Origin of the sequence: Escherichia sp. MOD1-EC6819 (genome assembly GCF_002965765.1) — a bacterium.
In the GTDB taxonomy this organism is placed as follows: domain Bacteria; phylum Pseudomonadota; class Gammaproteobacteria; order Enterobacterales; family Enterobacteriaceae; genus Escherichia; species Escherichia ruysiae.
On record NZ_PTRG01000019.1, the window covers coordinates 1 to 17438 of the forward strand.

Sequence of the window (17438 nt, forward strand, 5' to 3'; positions counted from 1 at the left end):
AGGCCTGCCGCCAGCGTTCAATCTGAGCCATGATCAAACTCTTCAATTTAAAAGTTTGATGCTCAAAGAATTAAACTTCGTAATGAATTACGTGTTCACTCTTGAGACTTGGTATTCATTTATCGTCCGAGGACGTTAAGAATCCGTATCTTCGAGTGCCCACACAGATTGTCTGATAAATTGTTAAAGAGCAGTTGCGACGCGGCTTTCAGCTCACTGTCGCGAGGTGGCGTATATTACGCTTTCCTCTTTCAGAGTCAACCCTGAATTTCAGGATTTTTCTCTTCGTTGTTACGACCATCTTGTGAAGTGTTTCACGTTGTCGTCTCAACGGAGGCGCATTATAGGGATCCCAATTTTTTGCACAAGTACTTTTTTGATCTTTTTTTCTGTTTGTTCTTTTTTCAGCCTCTTTGCTGCATTCACATGCAAAATGGCGCATTTTTACATAGCAAAACACTTGCGCAAGGCTAATAAAGCACCCAAAGTCATAGATAAATCATTTTTCGTTGAGGTAAGTATGTCAGACACTCTACGCCCATACCGGGATCTTTTTCCACAAATCGGTCAGCGAGTCATGATTGACAGTAGCAGTGTGGTTATTGGTGATGTTCGGTTGGCCGATGATGTGGGGATCTGGCCACTTGTTGTAATTCGTGGTGATGTTAATTATGTTCAGATCGGCGCCCGAACCAATATCCAGGATGGCAGCGTCTTACACGTGACCCATAAATCAACGGCTAATCCACAAGGCAATCCGTTAATCGTCGGCGAAGACGTTACGGTTGGACATAAAGTGATGCTCCACGGCTGCACCATTGGCAATCGAGTGTTGGTTGGGATGGGCTCAATTTTACTTGATGGCGCAGTAGTAGAAGATGATGTGATGATTGGGGCGGGTAGCCTGGTTCCACAAAATAAACGGCTGGAGAGCGGATATCTGTATCTCGGTAGCCCCGTCAAACAGATCCGCCCGTTAAGTGATGAAGAGAAGGCTGGGTTACGCTATTCCGCGAATAATTACGTCAAATGGAAAGACGAATATCTGGATCAGGGTAACCAGACCCAGCCTTGATCATCTTCACTTTGTTCCTGAATTAAGTTTTCCGCTTCTTCTTCCAGGTCCCAGCGATGCTGACGAAAACTCGCTAACCACTGTTCTGGCGTATCTCCAGTAAAGCGATACGCCAGGCTCTCGCCAGAGATCGCACATGTCAGTTGCATACCATTCACCAGAGCGGGAAAACATACACATTTTTTATTCTCGTCCCACTCTTCCCTGTCTGGAAACTGGATAGCCTGATTCACACCGACAGCTCCTGTTGCAATTGTTTGATGACCGGTTCTACATCAGGCAGAACGCCATGCCAAAGAAGGAAGGCATGAGCCGCCTGTGCCACCAGCATCCCTAAACCATCAGCATTATGCTTTGAGCCTCGCTGCTCACACCATGCCAGAAAAGGTGTTTTTCCTTTCTGATAGAACATGTCATAACAACAAATACCTGGATGGATGAGCGATGCTGGGATCGCGGGAATATCACCACTGATGCCACTGGATGTTGCATTAATAATGAGATCGAACTCATGACTTTCCAGTTCGTCCATACCCAACGCCTGAATACTGCCAGTATGCGCAAACAATTTAGCCAACTCTTCCGCGCGGGAAACCGTCCGATTAGTGATTGTCACCGCACAGTCCAGGGAAAGAAGTGGCAGTAGTACACCGCGAGATGCCCCGCCAGCGCCAATGAGCAGGATACGTAACCCGGGGCGGATAAAAGAGAGACGTTCCAGATCGCTTAACAAACCTACGCCATCGGTATTGTCACCCAGCAGGCGCCCATCTTCTAACTGCTTGAGGGTATTAACAGCACCAGCCAACGCTGCCCGTTCAGTGAGTTCATCCGCTCTGGCAAAAGCCTCTTCTTTAAAAGGCACCGTCACATTCGCACCTTTACCACCAGCACTAAAGAAAGCGTTCAGTGTGTTGATGAAATCATTGATGGGTGCCAACACGCGCCCATAGGGATGTTCAATATTCAGTTGCTGAGCAAATTGCTGATGAATGAATGGCGATTTGCTGTGGGCTATCGGATTACCAAAAACAGCATAGATTTCCATTATGTTACCCCTGTCGAAACAGTTCACCCGTCAGGGCATCGCGGATTTCTGAAGGATTTAAACGCCCCCCCGTTTCACCAGGCACAACCGGGAACGCCGCGCCAAATTGTGCGCGAACTTCGTCTACTGTCCGGCAAGGTGGCAATCCACTCAAGTTGGCACTAGTAGAAACCAGCGGTTTACCATAAGCCTGGCACAAAGCAATCACCAACGGATGGTCGGTGACTCGTACAGCAAGCGAATCAAAGCGCCCCGTCAACCAGCGCGGTGTTGTCGCAGGCGCGGGAAAGACAAAGGTGACAGGACCTGGCCAGCGGGAAAAAATGGTTTCACGCTGCGCGTCCGTCAGCATGCTGTCATCGATATAAGGTTTGAGCTGCTCGTAATTTGCTGCGATTAAAATCAGCCCCTTATCAACCGGACGCTGTTTTAACTCCAACAGTCGCATCACTGCAGTTTCGCTATCAGGATCGCACCCGACACCGAAAACAGCTTCCGTTGGATAGGCGATGACACGTTCTTCATTGAGGACATCTACCGCAGCCGCGATAGCGTCTCCTTGCAGGTTATTATTCACGTTATTATTCCGCCGAAACCGGCTTTCCACATTGTTTACTGGCACAGAAATGTTTAACACCCTGCGCGGTTTTCTTTTCGATGAGTAGCGGATAGTGACACTCAGGACACTCTCCGGCTATGGGTTTGAAGTTAATAGCAAATTGACACTCCGGGTAGCGATCACAGGAGTGGAATGTTTTGCCATAACGGGAGCGGCGCTGGACCAGATGACCCGTCCGACATTGGGGACATGTAATTGCCGTTTCGTCCGGTTTATCGATAAGTTCAGTATGTTCGCATTCTGGGTAGTTACTGCAGCCAATAAACATACCAAAGCGTCCCTGGCGTAATACCAGATTTGCGCTACATGCAGGGCAAACTTGCCCCTCCAGAACTTTGACGATATGCCCATCCGCTGAAGATTTCAGAGGACGGACGTAGTCACACGCCGGATACTGTGAGCACCCAAGAAACGGACCGTGTTTCCCGGATCGAATAACCAGATCAGCCCCGCACTTTGGGCAGGACTCATTATTACGCACCGTGAACAGTGCTGATTTCGCCATAACAACTTATGCTGAATTAAAGAAATGATTAATGCAGCATACCTTCATTCACTTCAAAGAGTAATTCTTCCATTTGCTGGTACGCATTTTCGCAGCCCGGAATATTGAACAACACCATCAGGATTACCCATTTCAAGTCTTCCAGGTCGAACTCTGCGGTATCCAGCGCGAGCACTCGCTCTATCACCATTTCACGGGTTTCAAGGTTAAGCACCTGAATTTGCTCAAGGAAAAGCAGAAAACCACGACAGCTGGCATCCAGTCTTTCACACTCTTCCGGGGTATAAATACGCATGGAGAGTGGATCAGAGGCCAGTTGCATTGGCTCTGCCAGTCCTTCCTGATAATCCGCAAGCTTTTCCAGCCAAAGCAGGGCATTGTAGATATCTTCTCGATCAAATCCTGCATCGGTAAGATCCTGTTCAAGTTTGTCTTGATCCACACGCAACTCAGCTTCTGTGTGAATATAGGTTTCAAACAAATACATTAGTACGTCGAACATGGCATGCCCTCCTCAATCGGACATAGCCGCCGGGTACTGCTGCGATCCACCCTGCTAACTCCAGTTCTAGTAGTTGAGTAACTACCTCTGGCACAGGTTGGCCGGCACGTTCAGCGACGACGTCAACAGGTGTTACCTCATCTCCTACGTTAGCCAGGAGCTCAGGAAATGGCAATGCCACGTCTTCCTGATCCGGTGAATAAAATGAATTTTCAGGGGCATCTGGCAACCAGTGCAATCCGTATTGCAAATTTTCCAGGATTTCTTCCGGTTCCGTCACAAGAGTCGCACCTTGTTTTATTAACCAGTGAGGTCCTTCGCTTCCCGGACTCCCTAATGGACCGGGCAAGGCAAAAACTTCTCGCCCCTGTTCAAGCGCACAACGTGCTGTCACCAAAGAACCACTACGTAAAGCAGCTTCTACCACCAGTACACCTTTACTTAGACCACTGATAATGCGATTTCTTCGCGGGAAATTGTAAGACAGTGGCGGAACATCCAGCGGAAATTCGGAAACGATAGCGCCTCCCTGTTCAAGCAGACTAGCGGCGAGTTGAGCATGGCGACGCGGATGGATAGTATTGAGTCCATTTCCCAAGACCGCAATACTAACGCCATTTACCTGTACCGCCGCTTTATGTGCCACACCGTCGATTCCACGCGCCAGCCCACTGGTAATCGTTACGCCACGTGTCGCCAGCGATTCGCAAAATAATCGTCCCCATCGCTCGCCATACCATGAATGAGCACGACTTCCCACGACGGCAAGCTGAAATGATCGCAATGCGGGAAGCCCCCCGGCAACAAACAGAGCACCGGGATAATCAACCGTTGCGAGAAGTTGAGGAGGATAAAATTCGCTATCCGCAGGGATTAAATGATGATTGGGTTGTTCAAGCCAACAAAGTGAGCTTTCAATACTCTTTTGCGGAAATGAAAGAAAGCGTTGTGCCTGCCGCAATGTAAGCCCTGTTTGCTGCAATACAACCGCATCAATATACGACTGTTTTGCCAGCCAGTGAGCGATACGAACCATATCATCGCCGTACAAGCTGCTGATGCCCATCAGACGCAGCCAAATTTCTGTATCGACCATCCTTATCTCCCTGCCATAAGCAGCCTTAGCAATCTTTGCGATTGGTCAGTGATGCTGTCAATCAGAGGGGGATTTGTCTAGAATAGAAGAAATAATCTTTCTAACTCCTGAACACATCTCTGGAGATTTATGTCAGTTTTGCAAGTGTTACATATTCCGGACGAGCGGCTTCGCAAAGTTGCTAAACCGGTAGAAGAAGTGAATGCAGAAATTCAGCGTATCGTCGATGATATGTTCGAGACGATGTACGCAGAAGAAGGTATTGGCCTGGCTGCAACCCAGGTTGATATCCATCAACGTATCATTGTTATTGATGTTTCGGAAAACCGTGACGAACGGCTGGTGCTAATCAATCCGGAGCTTTTAGAAAAAAGCGGCGAAACAGGCATTGAAGAAGGTTGCCTGTCGATCCCTGAACAACGTGCTTTAGTGCCACGCGCTGAGAAAGTTAAAATTCGCGCCCTGGACCGCGACGGTAAACCATTTGAACTGGAAGCAGACGGCCTGTTAGCCATCTGTATTCAACATGAGATGGATCACCTGGTTGGCAAACTGTTTATGGATTATCTGTCACCGCTGAAACAACAACGTATTCGTCAGAAAGTTGAAAAACTGGATCGTCTGAAAGCCCGGGCTTAAGGATAAGAACTAACGTGTCAGAATCACTACGTATTATTTTTGCGGGTACACCTGACTTTGCAGCGCGTCATCTTGACGCGCTGTTGTCTTCTGGACATAACGTTGTTGGCGTGTTTACCCAACCCGACCGACCAGCAGGGCGCGGCAAAAAGCTGATGCCAAGTCCGGTCAAAATGCTGGCTGAAGAAAAAGGCTTACCCGTTTTTCAGCCTGTTTCTTTGCGTCCACAAGAAAACCAGCAACTGGTCGCTGACCTGCAAGCTGATGTTATGGTTGTCGTCGCCTATGGGCTGATTCTGCCTAAAGCTGTGCTGGAGATGCCACGTCTCGGCTGTATCAATGTTCATGGTTCACTGCTGCCTCGCTGGCGCGGTGCCGCGCCAATCCAACGTTCGTTATGGGCGGGAGATGCAGAAACCGGCGTGACCATTATGCAAATGGATGTCGGTTTGGACACTGGCGATATGCTTTATAAACTCTCCTGCCCGATCACTGCAGAAGATACCAGTGGTACGCTGTACGACAAGCTGGCAGAGCTTGGCCCACAAGGGCTTATCACCACGTTGAAACAACTGGCAGACGGGACGGCGAAACCAGAAGTTCAGGACGAAACTCTTGTCACTTACGCTGAAAAGCTAAGTAAAGAAGAAGCACGTATTGACTGGTCACTTTCGGCAGCACAGCTTGAACGCTGCATTCGCGCTTTCAATCCATGGCCGATGAGCTGGCTGGAAATTGAAGGACAGCCGGTTAAGGTCTGGAAAGCGTCGGTCATTGATACGCCAACAAAGGCTGCGCCAGGAACGATCCTTGAAGCCAACAAACAAGGCATCCAGGTTGCAACTGGTGATGGCATCCTGAACCTGCTCTCGTTACAACCTGCGGGTAAGAAAGCGATGAGCGCGCAAGACCTCCTGAATTCTCGTCGGGAATGGTTTGTTCCGGGCAACCGTCTGGCCTGATAGTCCACTCTTCTAAGCCCGGTCTTGCCGGGCATTTTTATTTTTATACTTATGAAAAAACAACGTAATTTACGTAGCATGGCGGCCCAGGCCGTTGAACAAGTCGTCGAACAAGGGCAATCATTAAGCAACATTCTGCCACCGCTACAGCAAAAAGTTTCCGATAAAGACAAAGCCCTTCTTCAAGAGTTGTGCTTTGGCGTATTGCGTACGCTCTCACAGCTAGACTGGCTGATTAATAAGTTAATGGCCCGTCCGATGACTGGCAAACAGCGTACTGTGCATTACCTGATTATGGTTGGTTTGTATCAACTGCTTTATACCCGCATTCCACCTCATGCTGCGCTGGCTGAAACGGTTGAAGGTGCTGTCGCAATTAAGCGCCCGCAACTTAAGGGACTGATTAACGGCGTGTTACGCCAGTTCCAGCGTCAGCAAGAAGAGTTATTAGCCGAGTTTAATGCCAGTGATGCACGTTATCTACATCCTTCCTGGTTGCTGAAGCGTCTGCAAAAAGCGTATCCAGAGCAGTGGCAATCCATCGTCAAAGCCAATAACCAGCGTCCGCCAATGTGGCTGCGCGTTAATCGTATGCATAATTCCCGCGATAACTGGATTGCACTTCTGGAAGAGGCTGGTATGCAAGGCTTCCCACATGCGGATTACCCGGATGCTGTACGCCTGGAAACACCCGCACCTGTTCATGCGCTACCCGGTTTTGAAGAAGGATGGGTTACCGTTCAGGATGCATCAGCACAAGGTTGCATGACCTGGCTTGCTCCACAAAATGGTGAATACATTCTGGATCTTTGTGCCGCCCCCGGCGGTAAAACAACGCATATCCTTGAAGTGGCACCAGAAGCGCAAGTGCTGGCGGTCGATATTGATGAGCAACGGCTCTCTCGCGTTTACGACAATTTAAAACGCCTTGGTGTGAAGGCAATCGTGAAACAAGGTGATGGCCGTTACCCTTCCCAATGGTGTGGCGAGCAACAGTTTGATCGCATTTTATTAGATGCGCCTTGTTCGGCAACCGGTGTGATTCGTCGCCATCCGGATATTAAATGGTTGCGTCGCGATCGCGATATCCCGGAACTCGCTCAGTTGCAGTCTGAAATCCTTGACGCCATCTGGCCACATTTAAAATCCGGTGGAACCCTGGTTTATGCTACCTGTTCGGTGTTGCCGGAAGAGAATAGCCAGCAGATTAAAGCCTTTTTGCAACGTACTGATGATGCCGTACTTTGCGAAACAGGAACACCTGAGCAACCTGGTAAGCAAAATCTTCCAGGCGCCGAAGACGGTGACGGCTTCTTTTACGCTAAGCTAATCAAAAAGTGATGAGATAACGGGTCGCGACTGATGAAAATTATCATTCTGGGTGCCGGTCAGGTTGGCGGCACGCTGGCGGAAAACCTGGTTGGCGAGAACAACGATATTACCGTTGTCGATACTAATGGTGAGCGTCTGCGGACCTTGCAGGATAAATTTGATCTGCGTGTTGTGCAGGGGCATGGCTCTCATCCACGCGTATTGCGAGAGGCAGGTGCCGACGACGCCGATATGCTGGTTGCTGTAACTAGTTCAGATGAAACTAATATGGTTGCCTGCCAGGTAGCCTACTCACTTTTCAACACCCCTAATCGCATCGCTCGTATCCGCTCGCCGGACTACGTTCGAGATGCTGATAAGCTATTCCATTCTGATGCCGTACCGATTGATCATCTGATCGCGCCAGAGCAGTTGGTTATCGATAATATTTACCGACTGATTGAGTATCCCGGCGCACTGCAGGTGGTGAACTTCGCTGAGGGTAAAGTCAGTCTGGCTGTGGTTAAAGCCTATTATGGTGGCCCGCTGATTGGTAATGCACTTTCGACCATGCGCGAACATATGCCACATATCGATACTCGTGTTGCAGCAATTTTCCGCCACGATCGCCCCATTCGTCCGCAAGGTTCGACCATCGTTGAAGCTGGTGATGAAGTGTTCTTTATTGCCGCTTCACAGCATATCCGCGCGGTGATGAGCGAATTACAACGTCTGGAAAAACCGTATAAGCGGATTATGCTGGTAGGCGGCGGCAATATCGGCGCTGGGCTGGCGCGTCGTCTGGAAAAAGATTACAGCGTCAAACTCATCGAACGTAATCAGCAGCGCGCTGCCGAACTGGCGGAAAAGTTGCAGAATACGATCGTCTTTTTTGGCGATGCGTCGGATCAGGAACTGCTGGCTGAAGAACATATTGATCAAGTTGATCTGTTTATTGCCGTCACCAACGATGACGAAGCCAATATCATGTCCGCCATGCTTGCCAAACGTATGGGGGCGAAAAAGGTGATGGTGTTGATCCAACGTCGCGCTTATGTGGATCTGGTTCAAGGAAGCGTGATCGATATTGCGATTTCACCGCAACAAGCAACTATATCTGCGTTGCTTAGTCATGTGCGAAAAGCTGATATTGTTGGTGTTTCCTCACTCCGTCGAGGTGTGGCTGAAGCTATTGAAGCTGTTGCTCACGGTGATGAGAGCACTTCTCGTGTTGTTGGTCGGGTTATTGATGAAATTAAACTGCCACCGGGGACAATCATCGGTGCGGTGGTACGCGGAAACGACGTGATGATTGCTAATGATAATTTACGTATTGAGCAAGGCGATCACGTGATTATGTTTCTTACAGATAAAAAGTTTATTACCGACGTCGAACGACTCTTCCAGCCAAGCCCTTTCTTCTTGTAATTAATAAGGCGTCTTATGACGCCCTATTATTTCCCTTTTCTTTTCAAGGATTAATTAAATTCATTCCTGGCAGGAAAATGCCTTAACATTTGTTAGACTTATAAATGTTAGCTTCATAGGGAGAAAGACATGAGCATTATTAAAGAATTTCGCGAATTTGCGATGCGCGGGAATGTAGTGGATTTGGCTGTAGGTGTCATTATCGGCGCCGCATTCGGTAAGATCGTCTCTTCACTGGTTGCTGATATCATCATGCCGCCACTGGGTTTATTAATTGGCGGGATCGACTTTAAACAGTTTGCTGTCACATTACGCGATGCGCAGGGGGATGTACCCGCTGTTGTTATGCATTACGGCGTCTTCATTCAAAACGTATTTGATTTTCTGATTGTGGCCTTTGCCATCTTTATGGCGATTAAGCTAATCAACAAACTGAATCGGAAAAAAGAAGAACCGGCGGCGGCTCCAGCACCGACTAAAGAAGAAGTATTACTGACAGAAATTCGTGATTTGCTGAAAGAGCAGAATAACCGCTCTTAACAAGCGCCAGAAAGCAGAAGGCCAGTGGTAAAAAAGCGATTCACTTTCTTGCCACTGGCCTCCCAGTTCCCCCGATTGCCATGTTTTCCTTTTCGCATATAGCTGCCTTTCCCTTTTTTATTTTTCTCTACGCGTTGTCTGAACAGGGGGTCATGCAGTAATGCTTCTATCGCATTATCCTTTATCTGCCCTTTCGTATGCTGATATCGGCTCATAAAAACTCCAATTGATTATTTTACGGCGCGAGTGTAATCCTGCCAGTGCAAAAAATCAACAGCCACTCTTAACGCCACTCGCCCCTTGTTCAAGAGCTTCAAGAATCGAGCAATAAACACTGCTATGGGCGGTCCCACAACAGGCATCGTTAAGGCGTTGCAAGGAACGCTGCATACTCTGCAACTCGGCTATCCGTGCTTCGACTTCCTGCAATCTTTCCTGCACAATGCCTTTTGACTCCTGACAGGTATGGTGCTCAGGATCGATACGGATCGACAGCAACTCGCGGATCGACTCCAGACTGAAACCTAGTTGTCTGGCATGGCGGATAAATTTCAATCGCTGGAGATCGCTTTCGGTATACAGGCGAAACCCACCTTCGGTACGCACTTCATGCTCCATCATCTGCTGCTTTTCGTAATAACGAATCGTGTCGGGTGTTACTTCCGCCATTTTTGCCAGCTCACCAATGCGATACATACATACTCCACTAGTTATCGTTGATTTTGTCCAACAACTTGTCAGCATACTCACCACGTAAAAACTCGGTGCTCAATCCTGCTTGTCGCAGCTTTAACTCCAGTAATAACAACCGACGACTAACTTCATGATATTGCGGATCGTCATGATGAATACCTTTGAGGATATCCAGAAGTTGAATTGCCTCCTTTCGTTGCTCAAGTTCTGGCGGTAAGCAACCTGCATTCTTCAACAAGCGATACCCCGCACGTAATTCCGGTGGCACGTGGGAATCATCATCAAGTATCAATGGCTCGCCGCTACCGGGCAGGTTATCAAACTCACCTTTCGCTTGCGCTTCTGATATATGGCGCTCTGCCCACTGGTCAAGTAACCACATAAATACTCCAGGGGATGAACAAAAAGAGTACAGCTATTGTAGATAAGTGGGGATACTGCGGGTATAAAAAAACCCGCCGGGGCGGGTTTTTTTACGTTGCTTCAGATTACTCTGCAGCAGCTTCTGCTTTCTCTGAACGATCAACCAGCTCGATGTAAGCCATCGGCGCGTTGTCGCCTGCACGGAAACCACACTTCAGAATACGAGTGTAACCACCGGCACGGCTCGCGAAACGCGGGCCCAGTTCGTTAAACAGTTTTGCCACGATCTCGTTATCACGAGTACGGGCGAATGCCAGACGACGATTAGCAACGCTATCAGTCTTGGCAAGAGTAATCAGCGGCTCAACTACGCGGCGCAGCTCTTTCGCTTTAGGCAGAGTCGTCTTGATGATTTCATGACGAACCAGTGAACCTGCCATATTGCGGAACATAGCCTGGCGATGGCTGCTGTTGCGGTTCAGTTGACGACCACTCTTACGATGGCGCATGACCTTATCCTTCTCAGTAAAACCTTAACCTGTGATCCGGTTACTCGTCAGCGATGCTTGCCGGTGGCCAGTTTTCCAGGCGCATACCCAGAGACAGTCCACGGGAAGCCAGCACGTCTTTAATCTCAGTAAGAGATTTTTTACCAAGGTTAGGCGTTTTAAGGAGCTCAACCTCGGTACGCTGTACCAGATCACCGATATAGTGGATAGCTTCTGCTTTAAGGCAGTTAGCAGAGCGGACAGTCAATTCCAGATCGTCAACAGGGCGCAGCAGGATCGGATCGAACTCTGGTTTCTCTTCTTTCACTTCCGGCTGACGTACATCACGTAAGTCAACGAAAGCTTCCAGTTGTTCAGCCAGAATGGTTGCCGCACGACGAATCGCCTCTTCAGGATCGATTGTGCCGTTGGTTTCCATTTCGATGACCAGCTTGTCCAGGTCGGTACGCTGTTCTACACGCGCTGCTTCAACATTGTAGGCAATACGCTCTACAGGGCTGTAGCATGCGTCGACCAGCAGACGGCCGATTGGGCGCTCATCTTCTTCCGAATGAATTCGGGTAGAAGCCGGCACATAACCACGACCGCGCTGAACTTTGATACGCATGCTAATAGACGCGTTCTCATCGGTCAGGTGGCAGATCACGTGCTGCGGCTTGACGATTTCGACATCACCGTCGTGGGTGATATCGGCTGCAGTCACAGGGCCAATGCCAGATTTATTCAAGGTAAGAATAACTTCATCTTTGCCCTGAACTCTCACCGCCAGCCCTTTCAGGTTGAGCAGGATTTCCAGGATATCTTCCTGAACGCCTTCTTTGGTGCTGTACTCATGTAGTACACCATCAATCTCAACCTCGGTCACCGCGCAACCCGGCATCGATGAGAGCAGAATACGGCGCAGTGCGTTACCCAGAGTATGGCCAAAGCCACGCTCTAAAGGCTCAAGGGTCACCTTGGCGTGCGTCGAACTCACTTGCTCGATATCAACCAGGCGCGGTTTTAGAAACTCTGTCACAGAACCCTGCATTGTGTCCTCTCTTTGGTACTAAGCTTTACTTGGAGTAAAGCTCGACGATCAGGTGTTCGTTAATGTCCGCAGACAGATCAGAACGCTCCGGCTTACGCTTAAACGTACCTTCCATCTTGCCAGCATCAACTTCCAGCCAGGTTGGCTTTTCACGCTGCTCAGCCAGCTCCAGAGCGGCTTTCACGCGAGACTGCTTCTTCGCTTTCTCACGAATGCTTACAACGTCATTCGGACTAACCTGATAAGAAGCGATGTTAACAACACGACCGTTTACCATAATTGCTTTATGGCTAACCAGCTGACGTGCTTCTGCACGAGTGGCACCGAAGCCCATACGGTATACAACGTTGTCCAGACGACCTTCCAGCAGAGCCAACAGGTTTTCACCGGTGTTGCCTTTCAGACGTGCTGCTTCTTTATAGTAGTTACGGAACTGACGCTCCAGCACACCATAGATACGGCGAACTTTTTGCTTTTCACGCAACTGCACACCATAGTCAGACAGACGCGGTTTACGCGCACCGTGCTGGCCAGGAGCTTGTTCAATTTTACACTTGGTATCGATCGCGCGAACGCCAGACTTAAGGAATAAGTCGGTGCCCTCACGACGGCTCAGCTTGAGCTTAGGACCCAAATATCTTGCCATTTTCTTTCTCCAACAAACCTGGAAAACGAAGCGTTATACGCGACGTTTTTTCGGCGGACGACAACCGTTATGAGGGATCGGAGTCACATCAGTAATGTTAGTGATGCGGAAACCTGCGGCGTTCAGAGCACGAATAGTAGATTCGCGGCCTGGACCCGGACCTTTAACCATAACTTCCAGATTCTTGATGCCGTATTCTTTCACGGCGTCAGCGCAACGCTCTGCTGCAACCTGAGCTGCAAACGGAGTGGATTTGCGAGAACCACGGAAACCGGAACCACCGGCAGTTGCCCAACCCAACGCGTTACCCTGACGATCAGTGATAGTCACGATGGTGTTGTTGAAAGAAGCATGGATATGAGCCACGCCGTCAGAGACTTGTTTTCTTACACGTTTACGTGCACGAATTGGTGCCTTTGCCATTATTCAATCACCCCGATTATTTCTTGATCGGTTTGCGCGGACCCTTACGGGTACGTGCGTTGGTCTTGGTACGCTGACCGCGAACCGGGAGACCACGACGATGACGCAAACCGCGATAGCAACCAAGATCCATCAGGCGCTTGATGCTCATGCTGATTTCACGGCGCAGATCACCTTCAACGACAAATTTGGCAACTTCGTCACGCAGCGTGTCGATTTGTCCTTCAGACAGCTCACTGATCTTAACATCTTCAGCGATACCCGCTGCAGCCAGGATGGCTTTGGAACGGGTCTTGCCGACGCCATAAATCGAAGTTAATGCGATTACGGCATGCTTATGATCAGGAATGTTAATGCCTGCTATACGGGCCACTATGCACTCCTACTATTTAATATGTACGTTCCATGCTGAAAAGCCCGTTTTCAGGATACTCAAATGGAAACGCACAGACATACAAAAGATTGGCTGGCTAATCTAGCCAGCTCAACCCAACTTTGCAAGAAAAATATGCGAATAAATCAGCCTTGGCGCTGTTTATGCTTCGGCTCGGCACTGCAAATCACACGGATGACACCATCACGCTTAACGATTTTGCAGTTACGGCATAATTTCTTGACGGAAGCACGAACTTTCATTTTTACTCTCCGTAACTTCTCGGGCGACCAATTATCGGCCGTAGCCTTTCAGGTTCGCCTTCTTCAATGCAGACTCATACTGACTGGACATCATCAGAGTTTGCACTTGAGCCATAAAGTCCATAATCACGACAACAACGATAAGCAGTGAGGTTCCACCGAAGTAGAACGGTACTTTCATTGCATCACGCATGAACTCCGGGATCAGGCAGATAAAGGTAATGTACAGCGCACCAACCAGGGTCAGGCGGGTCATTACTTTATCGATATACTTCGCCGTTTGCTCTCCCGGACGAATTCCTGGTACAAATGCACCGGACTTCTTCAGGTTATCTGCTGTTTCACGCGGGTTGAAAACCAACGCCGTGTAGAAGAAACAGAAGAAGATGATTGCAGACGCATAGAGTAACACATAAAGCGGTTGCCCAGGCTGCAAATACAGCGAAATTGTTGTCAGCCAGTTCCAACCAGTACCGCCCCCGAACCATGACGCGATGGTCGCCGGGAACAGAATAATACTGGAAGCGAAGATTGCCGGGATTACCCCCGCCATATTCACTTTCAGCGGTAAATGTGTGCTCTGTGCAGCATAGACACGACGACCTTGCTGACGTTTTGCGTAGTTTACCACAATGCGGCGTTGACCACGCTCAACAAATACAACAAAGAACGTCACTGCAAATACTAATACTGCAACCAACAGCAACACGAGGAAGTGCAGGTCGCCTTGACGCGCTTGCTCGATAGTATGGGCAATGGCTGGCGGGAGTCCCGCAACAATACCGGCGAAGATAATGATTGAAATACCGTTGCCGATACCTCGTTCAGTGATCTGTTCGCCCAACCACATCAGGAACATTGTTCCTGTGACCAGACTTACAACAGCGGTGAAGTAGAATGCAAAGCCCGGGTTAATAACCAGGCCTTGCATACCAGGCATATTCGGCAGACCGGTAGCAATACCGATCGACTGGAATATTGCCAGCACCAGAGTACCGTAACGGGTGTACTGGCTGATCTTACGACGGCCAGACTCCCCTTCTTTCTTAATTTCTGCCAGCGTTGGGTGAACCACCGTCAGCAGCTGGATAATGATCGACGCCGAAATATACGGCATGATCCCCAGAGCAAAGATAGAAGCACGGCTGAGAGCACCACCAGAGAACATGTTAAACATTTCAATGATGGTGCCTCGCTGTTGCTCAAGCAGTTTGGCAAGTACAGCGGCATCAATACCAGGGATCGGAATAAAAGAGCCAATACGGAACACAATCAGCGCACCGATAACAAACAGCAGTCTGCGTTTCAGCTCGCCTAAGCCACCTTTGGCACTTTGAAAATCTAATCCCGGTTGTTTAGCCATCTGCTACTTATTCCTCGATTTTACCGCCAGCAGCTTCGATAGCAGCACGAGCGCCTTTAGTAACACGCAGGCCACGAACAGTTACCGGAGTAGTTACTTCGCCAGCCAGGATCACTTTCGCGAACTCGATCTGGATACCGATAATGTTAGCCGCTTTCAGCGTGTTCAGGTCTACAACACCGCCTTCTACTTTAGCCAGGTCAGACAGACGAACTTCGGCTGTAATCGCTGCTTTACGAGAAGTGAAGCCGAATTTCGGCAAACGACGGTACAGAGGCATCTGACCACCTTCGAAACCGCGACGTACGCCACCGCCAGAACGAGACTTCTGACCTTTGTGACCACGACCACCGGTTTTACCGAGGCCAGAACCGATACCACGACCCAGGCGTTTACCCGCCTTTTTGGAGCCTTCGGCCGGAGACAGAGTATTTAAACGCATCTCTTACTCCTCAACTTTAACCATGAAGGAAACCGCGTTGATCATACCGCGAATAGCAGGAGTATCCTCGCGCTCTACGGTGTGACCAATACGACGCAGACCCAGGCCAAGCAGCGTTGCCTTGTGTTTCGGCAGACGACCGATTGCACTGCGGGTTTGAGTAATTTTAATAGTCTTTGCCATGGTTTATTTCCCCAGAATTTCTTCAACGGATTTACCACGCTTGGCAGCGACCATTTCTGGAGAACTCATATTTTCCAGGCCGTCAATAGTTGCACGAACCACGTTGATCGGGTTGGTGGAACCATATGCTTTAGCCAGAACGTTATGAACCCCAGCGACTTCCAGAACGGCGCGCATTGCACCACCGGCGATGATACCGGTACCTTCGGAAGCCGGCTGCATGAATACGCGAGAACCCGTGTGAACACCTTTAACAGGGTGTTGCAGAGTGCCGTTATTCAGCGCGACATTAATCATATTGCGACGGGCTTTTTCCATCGCTTTCTGGATCGCTGCTGGAACTTCACGCGCTTTACCGTAACCAAAACCAACGCGACCGTTACCATCGCCAACTACAGTCAGAGCTGTGAAGGAGAAAATACGACCACCTTTAACGGTTTTAGATACGCGGTTTACCGCGATCAGCTTTTCCTGCAGTTCGCCAGCTTGTTTTTCGATGTGAGCCATCTTACACCTCTACCTTAGAACTGAAGGCCAGCTTCACGGGCAGCATCTGCCAGTGCCTGGACACGACCATGATATTGGAACCCGGAACGGTCAAAGGATACATCTTTGATGCCTTTTTCCAGAGCGCGTTCAGCGACAGCTTTACCCACAGCTGCAGCCGCGTCTTTGTTACCGGTGTACTTCAGTTGTTCAGCGATAGCTTTTTCTACAGTAGAAGCAGCTACCAGAACTTCAGAACCGTTCGGTGCAATTACCTGTGCGTAAATGTGACGCGGGGTACGATGTACCACCAGGCGAGTTGCGCCCAGCTCCTGGAGCTTGCGGCGTGCGCGGGTCGCACGACGGATACGAGCAGATTTCTTATCCATAGTGTTACCTTACTTCTTCTTAGCCTCTTTGGTACGCACGACTTCGTCGGCGTAACGAACACCCTTGCCTTTGTAAGGCTCAGGACGACGGTAGGCGCGCAGATCCGCTGCAACCTGGCCGATCACCTGCTTATCAGCGCCTTTCAGCACGATTTCAGTCTGAGTCGGACATTCAGCAGTGATACCCGCAGGCAGCTGATGGTCAACAGGATGAGAGAAACCCAGAGACAGGTTAATCACATTGCCTTTAACCGCTGCACGGTAACCTACACCAACCAGCTGCAGCTTCTTAGTGAAGCCTTCGGTAACACCGATAACCATTGAGTTCAGCAGGGCACGCGCGGTACCAGCCTGAGCCCAACCGTCTGCGTAACCATCACGCGGACCGAAGGTCAGGGTATTATCTGCATGTTTAACTTCAACAGCATCGTTGAGAGTACGAGTCAGCTCGCCGTTTTTACCTTTGATCGTAATAACCTGACCGTTGATTTTTACGTCAACGCCGGCAGGAACAACGACCGGTGCTTTAGCAACACGAGACATTTTTTCC

General features: G+C 49.4%; 27 protein-coding genes. 6 read left to right on the top strand and 21 right to left on the bottom strand.

All coding sequences use genetic code 11. The features are described from left to right. Positions 1 to 520: 520 nt before the first annotated feature. The gene (locus A7Z06_RS20520; RefSeq protein ID WP_001285643.1) at positions 521 to 1075 is read left to right on the top strand and encodes a gamma carbonic anhydrase family protein; all 555 of its coding nucleotides are present in this window, start codon (positions 521 to 523) and stop codon (positions 1073 to 1075) included. On the opposite strand, the gene A7Z06_RS20525 is transcribed toward A7Z06_RS20520, so the two are convergent. Genes A7Z06_RS20525 through dprA form a run of 6 tightly spaced genes read right to left on the bottom strand, consistent with a single transcriptional unit; the run spans position 1051 to position 4845 of the window. Continuing rightward, positions 1051 to 1308, bottom strand: a complete 258-nt coding sequence (locus tag A7Z06_RS20525) for a DUF1488 domain-containing protein (RefSeq protein WP_001070563.1) — start codon at positions 1306 to 1308, stop codon at positions 1051 to 1053. The genes A7Z06_RS20520 and A7Z06_RS20525 overlap by 25 nt on opposite strands. Next, complete coding sequence (gene aroE / locus A7Z06_RS20530) at positions 1305 to 2123, bottom strand: shikimate dehydrogenase (RefSeq protein ID WP_000409177.1); 819 nt, start codon at positions 2121 to 2123, stop codon at positions 1305 to 1307. Before aroE ends, A7Z06_RS20525 begins: the two co-directional genes overlap by 4 nt. A gap of 4 nt (positions 2124 to 2127) precedes the next feature. After that, positions 2128 to 2700 (bottom strand): L-threonylcarbamoyladenylate synthase type 1 TsaC, encoded by a 573-nt coding sequence (tsaC, locus tag A7Z06_RS20535; RefSeq protein ID WP_010346162.1) that lies wholly within the window; start codon positions 2698 to 2700, stop codon positions 2128 to 2130. A 4-nt stretch (positions 2701 to 2704) separates the two neighbouring features. Then, positions 2705 to 3247, bottom strand: a complete 543-nt coding sequence (locus A7Z06_RS20540; protein ID WP_010346159.1) for a DNA topoisomerase family protein — start codon at positions 3245 to 3247, stop codon at positions 2705 to 2707. A gap of 28 nt (positions 3248 to 3275) precedes the next feature. Further along, positions 3276 to 3749, bottom strand: coding sequence for a DUF494 family protein Smg (gene smg / locus A7Z06_RS20545; RefSeq protein WP_000460672.1), 474 nt, complete (start codon positions 3747 to 3749; stop codon positions 3276 to 3278). Then, complete coding sequence (gene dprA / locus A7Z06_RS20550) at positions 3721 to 4845, bottom strand: DNA-protecting protein DprA (RefSeq protein WP_000228513.1); 1125 nt, start codon at positions 4843 to 4845, stop codon at positions 3721 to 3723. Before dprA ends, smg begins: the two co-directional genes overlap by 29 nt. A 129-nt stretch (positions 4846 to 4974) precedes the next feature. On the opposite strand from dprA, the gene def reads away from it, so the two are divergent. The 5 genes from def (at position 4975) to mscL (ending at position 9725) form a co-directional block, all read left to right on the top strand. Further along, entirely contained in the window at positions 4975 to 5484 is a 510-nt protein-coding gene (gene def / locus A7Z06_RS20555) for a peptide deformylase (protein ID WP_000114984.1), read from the top strand. Between the two features lie 14 nt (positions 5485 to 5498). Then, positions 5499 to 6446, top strand: coding sequence for a methionyl-tRNA formyltransferase (gene fmt, locus A7Z06_RS20560; RefSeq protein WP_000004442.1), 948 nt, complete (start codon positions 5499 to 5501; stop codon positions 6444 to 6446). Positions 6447 to 6497: 51 nt separating this feature from the next. Further along, positions 6498 to 7787, top strand: a complete 1290-nt coding sequence (gene rsmB, locus A7Z06_RS20565) for a 16S rRNA (cytosine(967)-C(5))-methyltransferase RsmB (RefSeq protein ID WP_000744792.1) — start codon at positions 6498 to 6500, stop codon at positions 7785 to 7787. Between the two features lie 21 nt (positions 7788 to 7808). Continuing rightward, the gene (trkA, locus tag A7Z06_RS20570) at positions 7809 to 9185 is read left to right on the top strand and encodes a Trk system potassium transporter TrkA (RefSeq protein WP_000691382.1); all 1377 of its coding nucleotides are present in this window, start codon (positions 7809 to 7811) and stop codon (positions 9183 to 9185) included. 129 nt (positions 9186 to 9314) lie between these two features. Beyond that, the gene (gene mscL, locus A7Z06_RS20575) at positions 9315 to 9725 is read left to right on the top strand and encodes a large-conductance mechanosensitive channel protein MscL (protein WP_000022446.1); all 411 of its coding nucleotides are present in this window, start codon (positions 9315 to 9317) and stop codon (positions 9723 to 9725) included. Here the strand turns inward: mscL and arfA are convergent. The 15 genes from arfA to rplF form a co-directional block, all read right to left on the bottom strand. Further along, complete coding sequence (gene arfA / locus A7Z06_RS20580) at positions 9722 to 9940, bottom strand: alternative ribosome-rescue factor ArfA (RefSeq protein ID WP_000092701.1); 219 nt, start codon at positions 9938 to 9940, stop codon at positions 9722 to 9724. The two genes, mscL and arfA, sit on opposite strands and share 4 nt — an antisense overlap. Before the next feature lie 55 nt (positions 9941 to 9995). Beyond that, the gene (gene zntR, locus A7Z06_RS20585; protein ID WP_000285607.1) at positions 9996 to 10421 is read right to left on the bottom strand and encodes a Zn(2+)-responsive transcriptional regulator; all 426 of its coding nucleotides are present in this window, start codon (positions 10419 to 10421) and stop codon (positions 9996 to 9998) included. A 10-nt stretch (positions 10422 to 10431) separates the two neighbouring features. Further along, positions 10432 to 10800: a DnaJ family domain-containing protein gene (locus A7Z06_RS20590; protein ID WP_000266522.1), complete on the bottom strand. Its 369-nt coding sequence runs from the start codon at positions 10798 to 10800 to the stop codon at positions 10432 to 10434. A gap of 106 nt (positions 10801 to 10906) precedes the next feature. After that, positions 10907 to 11290, bottom strand: coding sequence for a 50S ribosomal protein L17 (gene rplQ, locus A7Z06_RS20595; protein WP_001216368.1), 384 nt, complete (start codon positions 11288 to 11290; stop codon positions 10907 to 10909). Positions 11291 to 11330: 40 nt separating this feature from the next. Next, entirely contained in the window at positions 11331 to 12320 is a 990-nt protein-coding gene (locus A7Z06_RS20600) for a DNA-directed RNA polymerase subunit alpha (RefSeq protein ID WP_001162094.1), read from the bottom strand. Between the two features lie 25 nt (positions 12321 to 12345). Continuing rightward, positions 12346 to 12966, bottom strand: a complete 621-nt coding sequence (rpsD, locus tag A7Z06_RS20605; protein WP_000135224.1) for a 30S ribosomal protein S4 — start codon at positions 12964 to 12966, stop codon at positions 12346 to 12348. A gap of 33 nt (positions 12967 to 12999) precedes the next feature. After that, positions 13000 to 13389: a 30S ribosomal protein S11 gene (rpsK, locus tag A7Z06_RS20610; protein WP_001029684.1), complete on the bottom strand. Its 390-nt coding sequence runs from the start codon at positions 13387 to 13389 to the stop codon at positions 13000 to 13002. A 16-nt stretch (positions 13390 to 13405) separates the two neighbouring features. Continuing rightward, the gene (gene rpsM / locus A7Z06_RS20615; RefSeq protein WP_000090775.1) at positions 13406 to 13762 is read right to left on the bottom strand and encodes a 30S ribosomal protein S13; all 357 of its coding nucleotides are present in this window, start codon (positions 13760 to 13762) and stop codon (positions 13406 to 13408) included. A 146-nt stretch (positions 13763 to 13908) separates the two neighbouring features. Then, a complete protein-coding gene (gene rpmJ / locus A7Z06_RS20620) occupies positions 13909 to 14025 on the bottom strand; it encodes a 50S ribosomal protein L36 (protein ID WP_000868187.1) in 117 nt (38 codons plus the stop codon). 31 nt (positions 14026 to 14056) lie between these two features. After that, positions 14057 to 15388, bottom strand: a complete 1332-nt coding sequence (secY, locus tag A7Z06_RS20625) for a preprotein translocase subunit SecY (RefSeq protein ID WP_001118861.1) — start codon at positions 15386 to 15388, stop codon at positions 14057 to 14059. A gap of 7 nt (positions 15389 to 15395) precedes the next feature. Then, the gene (rplO, locus tag A7Z06_RS20630) at positions 15396 to 15830 is read right to left on the bottom strand and encodes a 50S ribosomal protein L15 (RefSeq protein WP_001238917.1); all 435 of its coding nucleotides are present in this window, start codon (positions 15828 to 15830) and stop codon (positions 15396 to 15398) included. A gap of 3 nt (positions 15831 to 15833) precedes the next feature. Further along, a complete protein-coding gene (gene rpmD / locus A7Z06_RS20635; protein ID WP_001140433.1) occupies positions 15834 to 16013 on the bottom strand; it encodes a 50S ribosomal protein L30 in 180 nt (59 codons plus the stop codon). A gap of 3 nt (positions 16014 to 16016) precedes the next feature. Next, positions 16017 to 16520 (bottom strand): 30S ribosomal protein S5, encoded by a 504-nt coding sequence (gene rpsE, locus A7Z06_RS20640; RefSeq protein ID WP_000940122.1) that lies wholly within the window; start codon positions 16518 to 16520, stop codon positions 16017 to 16019. 14 nt (positions 16521 to 16534) lie between these two features. Further along, positions 16535 to 16888 (bottom strand): 50S ribosomal protein L18, encoded by a 354-nt coding sequence (gene rplR / locus A7Z06_RS20645; protein WP_000358960.1) that lies wholly within the window; start codon positions 16886 to 16888, stop codon positions 16535 to 16537. A gap of 9 nt (positions 16889 to 16897) precedes the next feature. Beyond that, positions 16898 to 17431 (bottom strand): 50S ribosomal protein L6, encoded by a 534-nt coding sequence (gene rplF, locus A7Z06_RS20650; protein ID WP_000091945.1) that lies wholly within the window; start codon positions 17429 to 17431, stop codon positions 16898 to 16900. Positions 17432 to 17438: the final 7 nt, after the last annotated feature.

Coding starts and splice junctions, on each gene's coding strand:
- rplO (WP_001238917.1), bottom strand. CDS start 15,830: ATGCGTTTAAATACTCTGTCTCCGGCCGAAGGCTCCAAAAAGGCGGGT.
- zntR (WP_000285607.1), bottom strand. CDS start 10,421: ATGTATCGCATTGGTGAGCTGGCAAAAATGGCGGAAGTAACACCCGAC.
- A7Z06_RS20600 (WP_001162094.1), bottom strand. CDS start 12,320: ATGCAGGGTTCTGTGACAGAGTTTCTAAAACCGCGCCTGGTTGATATC.
- secY (WP_001118861.1), bottom strand. CDS start 15,388: ATGGCTAAACAACCGGGATTAGATTTTCAAAGTGCCAAAGGTGGCTTA.
- A7Z06_RS20540 (WP_010346159.1), bottom strand. CDS start 3,247: ATGGCGAAATCAGCACTGTTCACGGTGCGTAATAATGAGTCCTGCCCA.
- rplF (WP_000091945.1), bottom strand. CDS start 17,431: ATGTCTCGTGTTGCTAAAGCACCGGTCGTTGTTCCTGCCGGCGTTGAC.
- rpmD (WP_001140433.1), bottom strand. CDS start 16,013: ATGGCAAAGACTATTAAAATTACTCAAACCCGCAGTGCAATCGGTCGT.
- rpsK (WP_001029684.1), bottom strand. CDS start 13,389: ATGGCAAAGGCACCAATTCGTGCACGTAAACGTGTAAGAAAACAAGTC.
- trkA (WP_000691382.1), top strand. CDS start 7,809: ATGAAAATTATCATTCTGGGTGCCGGTCAGGTTGGCGGCACGCTGGCG.
- rplR (WP_000358960.1), bottom strand. CDS start 16,888: ATGGATAAGAAATCTGCTCGTATCCGTCGTGCGACCCGCGCACGCCGC.
- A7Z06_RS20590 (WP_000266522.1), bottom strand. CDS start 10,800: ATGTGGTTACTTGACCAGTGGGCAGAGCGCCATATATCAGAAGCGCAA.
- dprA (WP_000228513.1), bottom strand. CDS start 4,845: ATGGTCGATACAGAAATTTGGCTGCGTCTGATGGGCATCAGCAGCTTG.
- rpsE (WP_000940122.1), bottom strand. CDS start 16,520: ATGGCTCACATCGAAAAACAAGCTGGCGAACTGCAGGAAAAGCTGATC.
- arfA (WP_000092701.1), bottom strand. CDS start 9,940: ATGAGCCGATATCAGCATACGAAAGGGCAGATAAAGGATAATGCGATA.
- def (WP_000114984.1), top strand. CDS start 4,975: ATGTCAGTTTTGCAAGTGTTACATATTCCGGACGAGCGGCTTCGCAAA.
- rpmJ (WP_000868187.1), bottom strand. CDS start 14,025: ATGAAAGTTCGTGCTTCCGTCAAGAAATTATGCCGTAACTGCAAAATC.
- rsmB (WP_000744792.1), top strand. CDS start 6,498: ATGAAAAAACAACGTAATTTACGTAGCATGGCGGCCCAGGCCGTTGAA.
- rplQ (WP_001216368.1), bottom strand. CDS start 11,290: ATGCGCCATCGTAAGAGTGGTCGTCAACTGAACCGCAACAGCAGCCAT.
- smg (WP_000460672.1), bottom strand. CDS start 3,749: ATGTTCGACGTACTAATGTATTTGTTTGAAACCTATATTCACACAGAA.
- rpsD (WP_000135224.1), bottom strand. CDS start 12,966: ATGGCAAGATATTTGGGTCCTAAGCTCAAGCTGAGCCGTCGTGAGGGC.
- A7Z06_RS20520 (WP_001285643.1), top strand. CDS start 521: ATGTCAGACACTCTACGCCCATACCGGGATCTTTTTCCACAAATCGGT.
- mscL (WP_000022446.1), top strand. CDS start 9,315: ATGAGCATTATTAAAGAATTTCGCGAATTTGCGATGCGCGGGAATGTA.
- aroE (WP_000409177.1), bottom strand. CDS start 2,123: ATGGAAATCTATGCTGTTTTTGGTAATCCGATAGCCCACAGCAAATCG.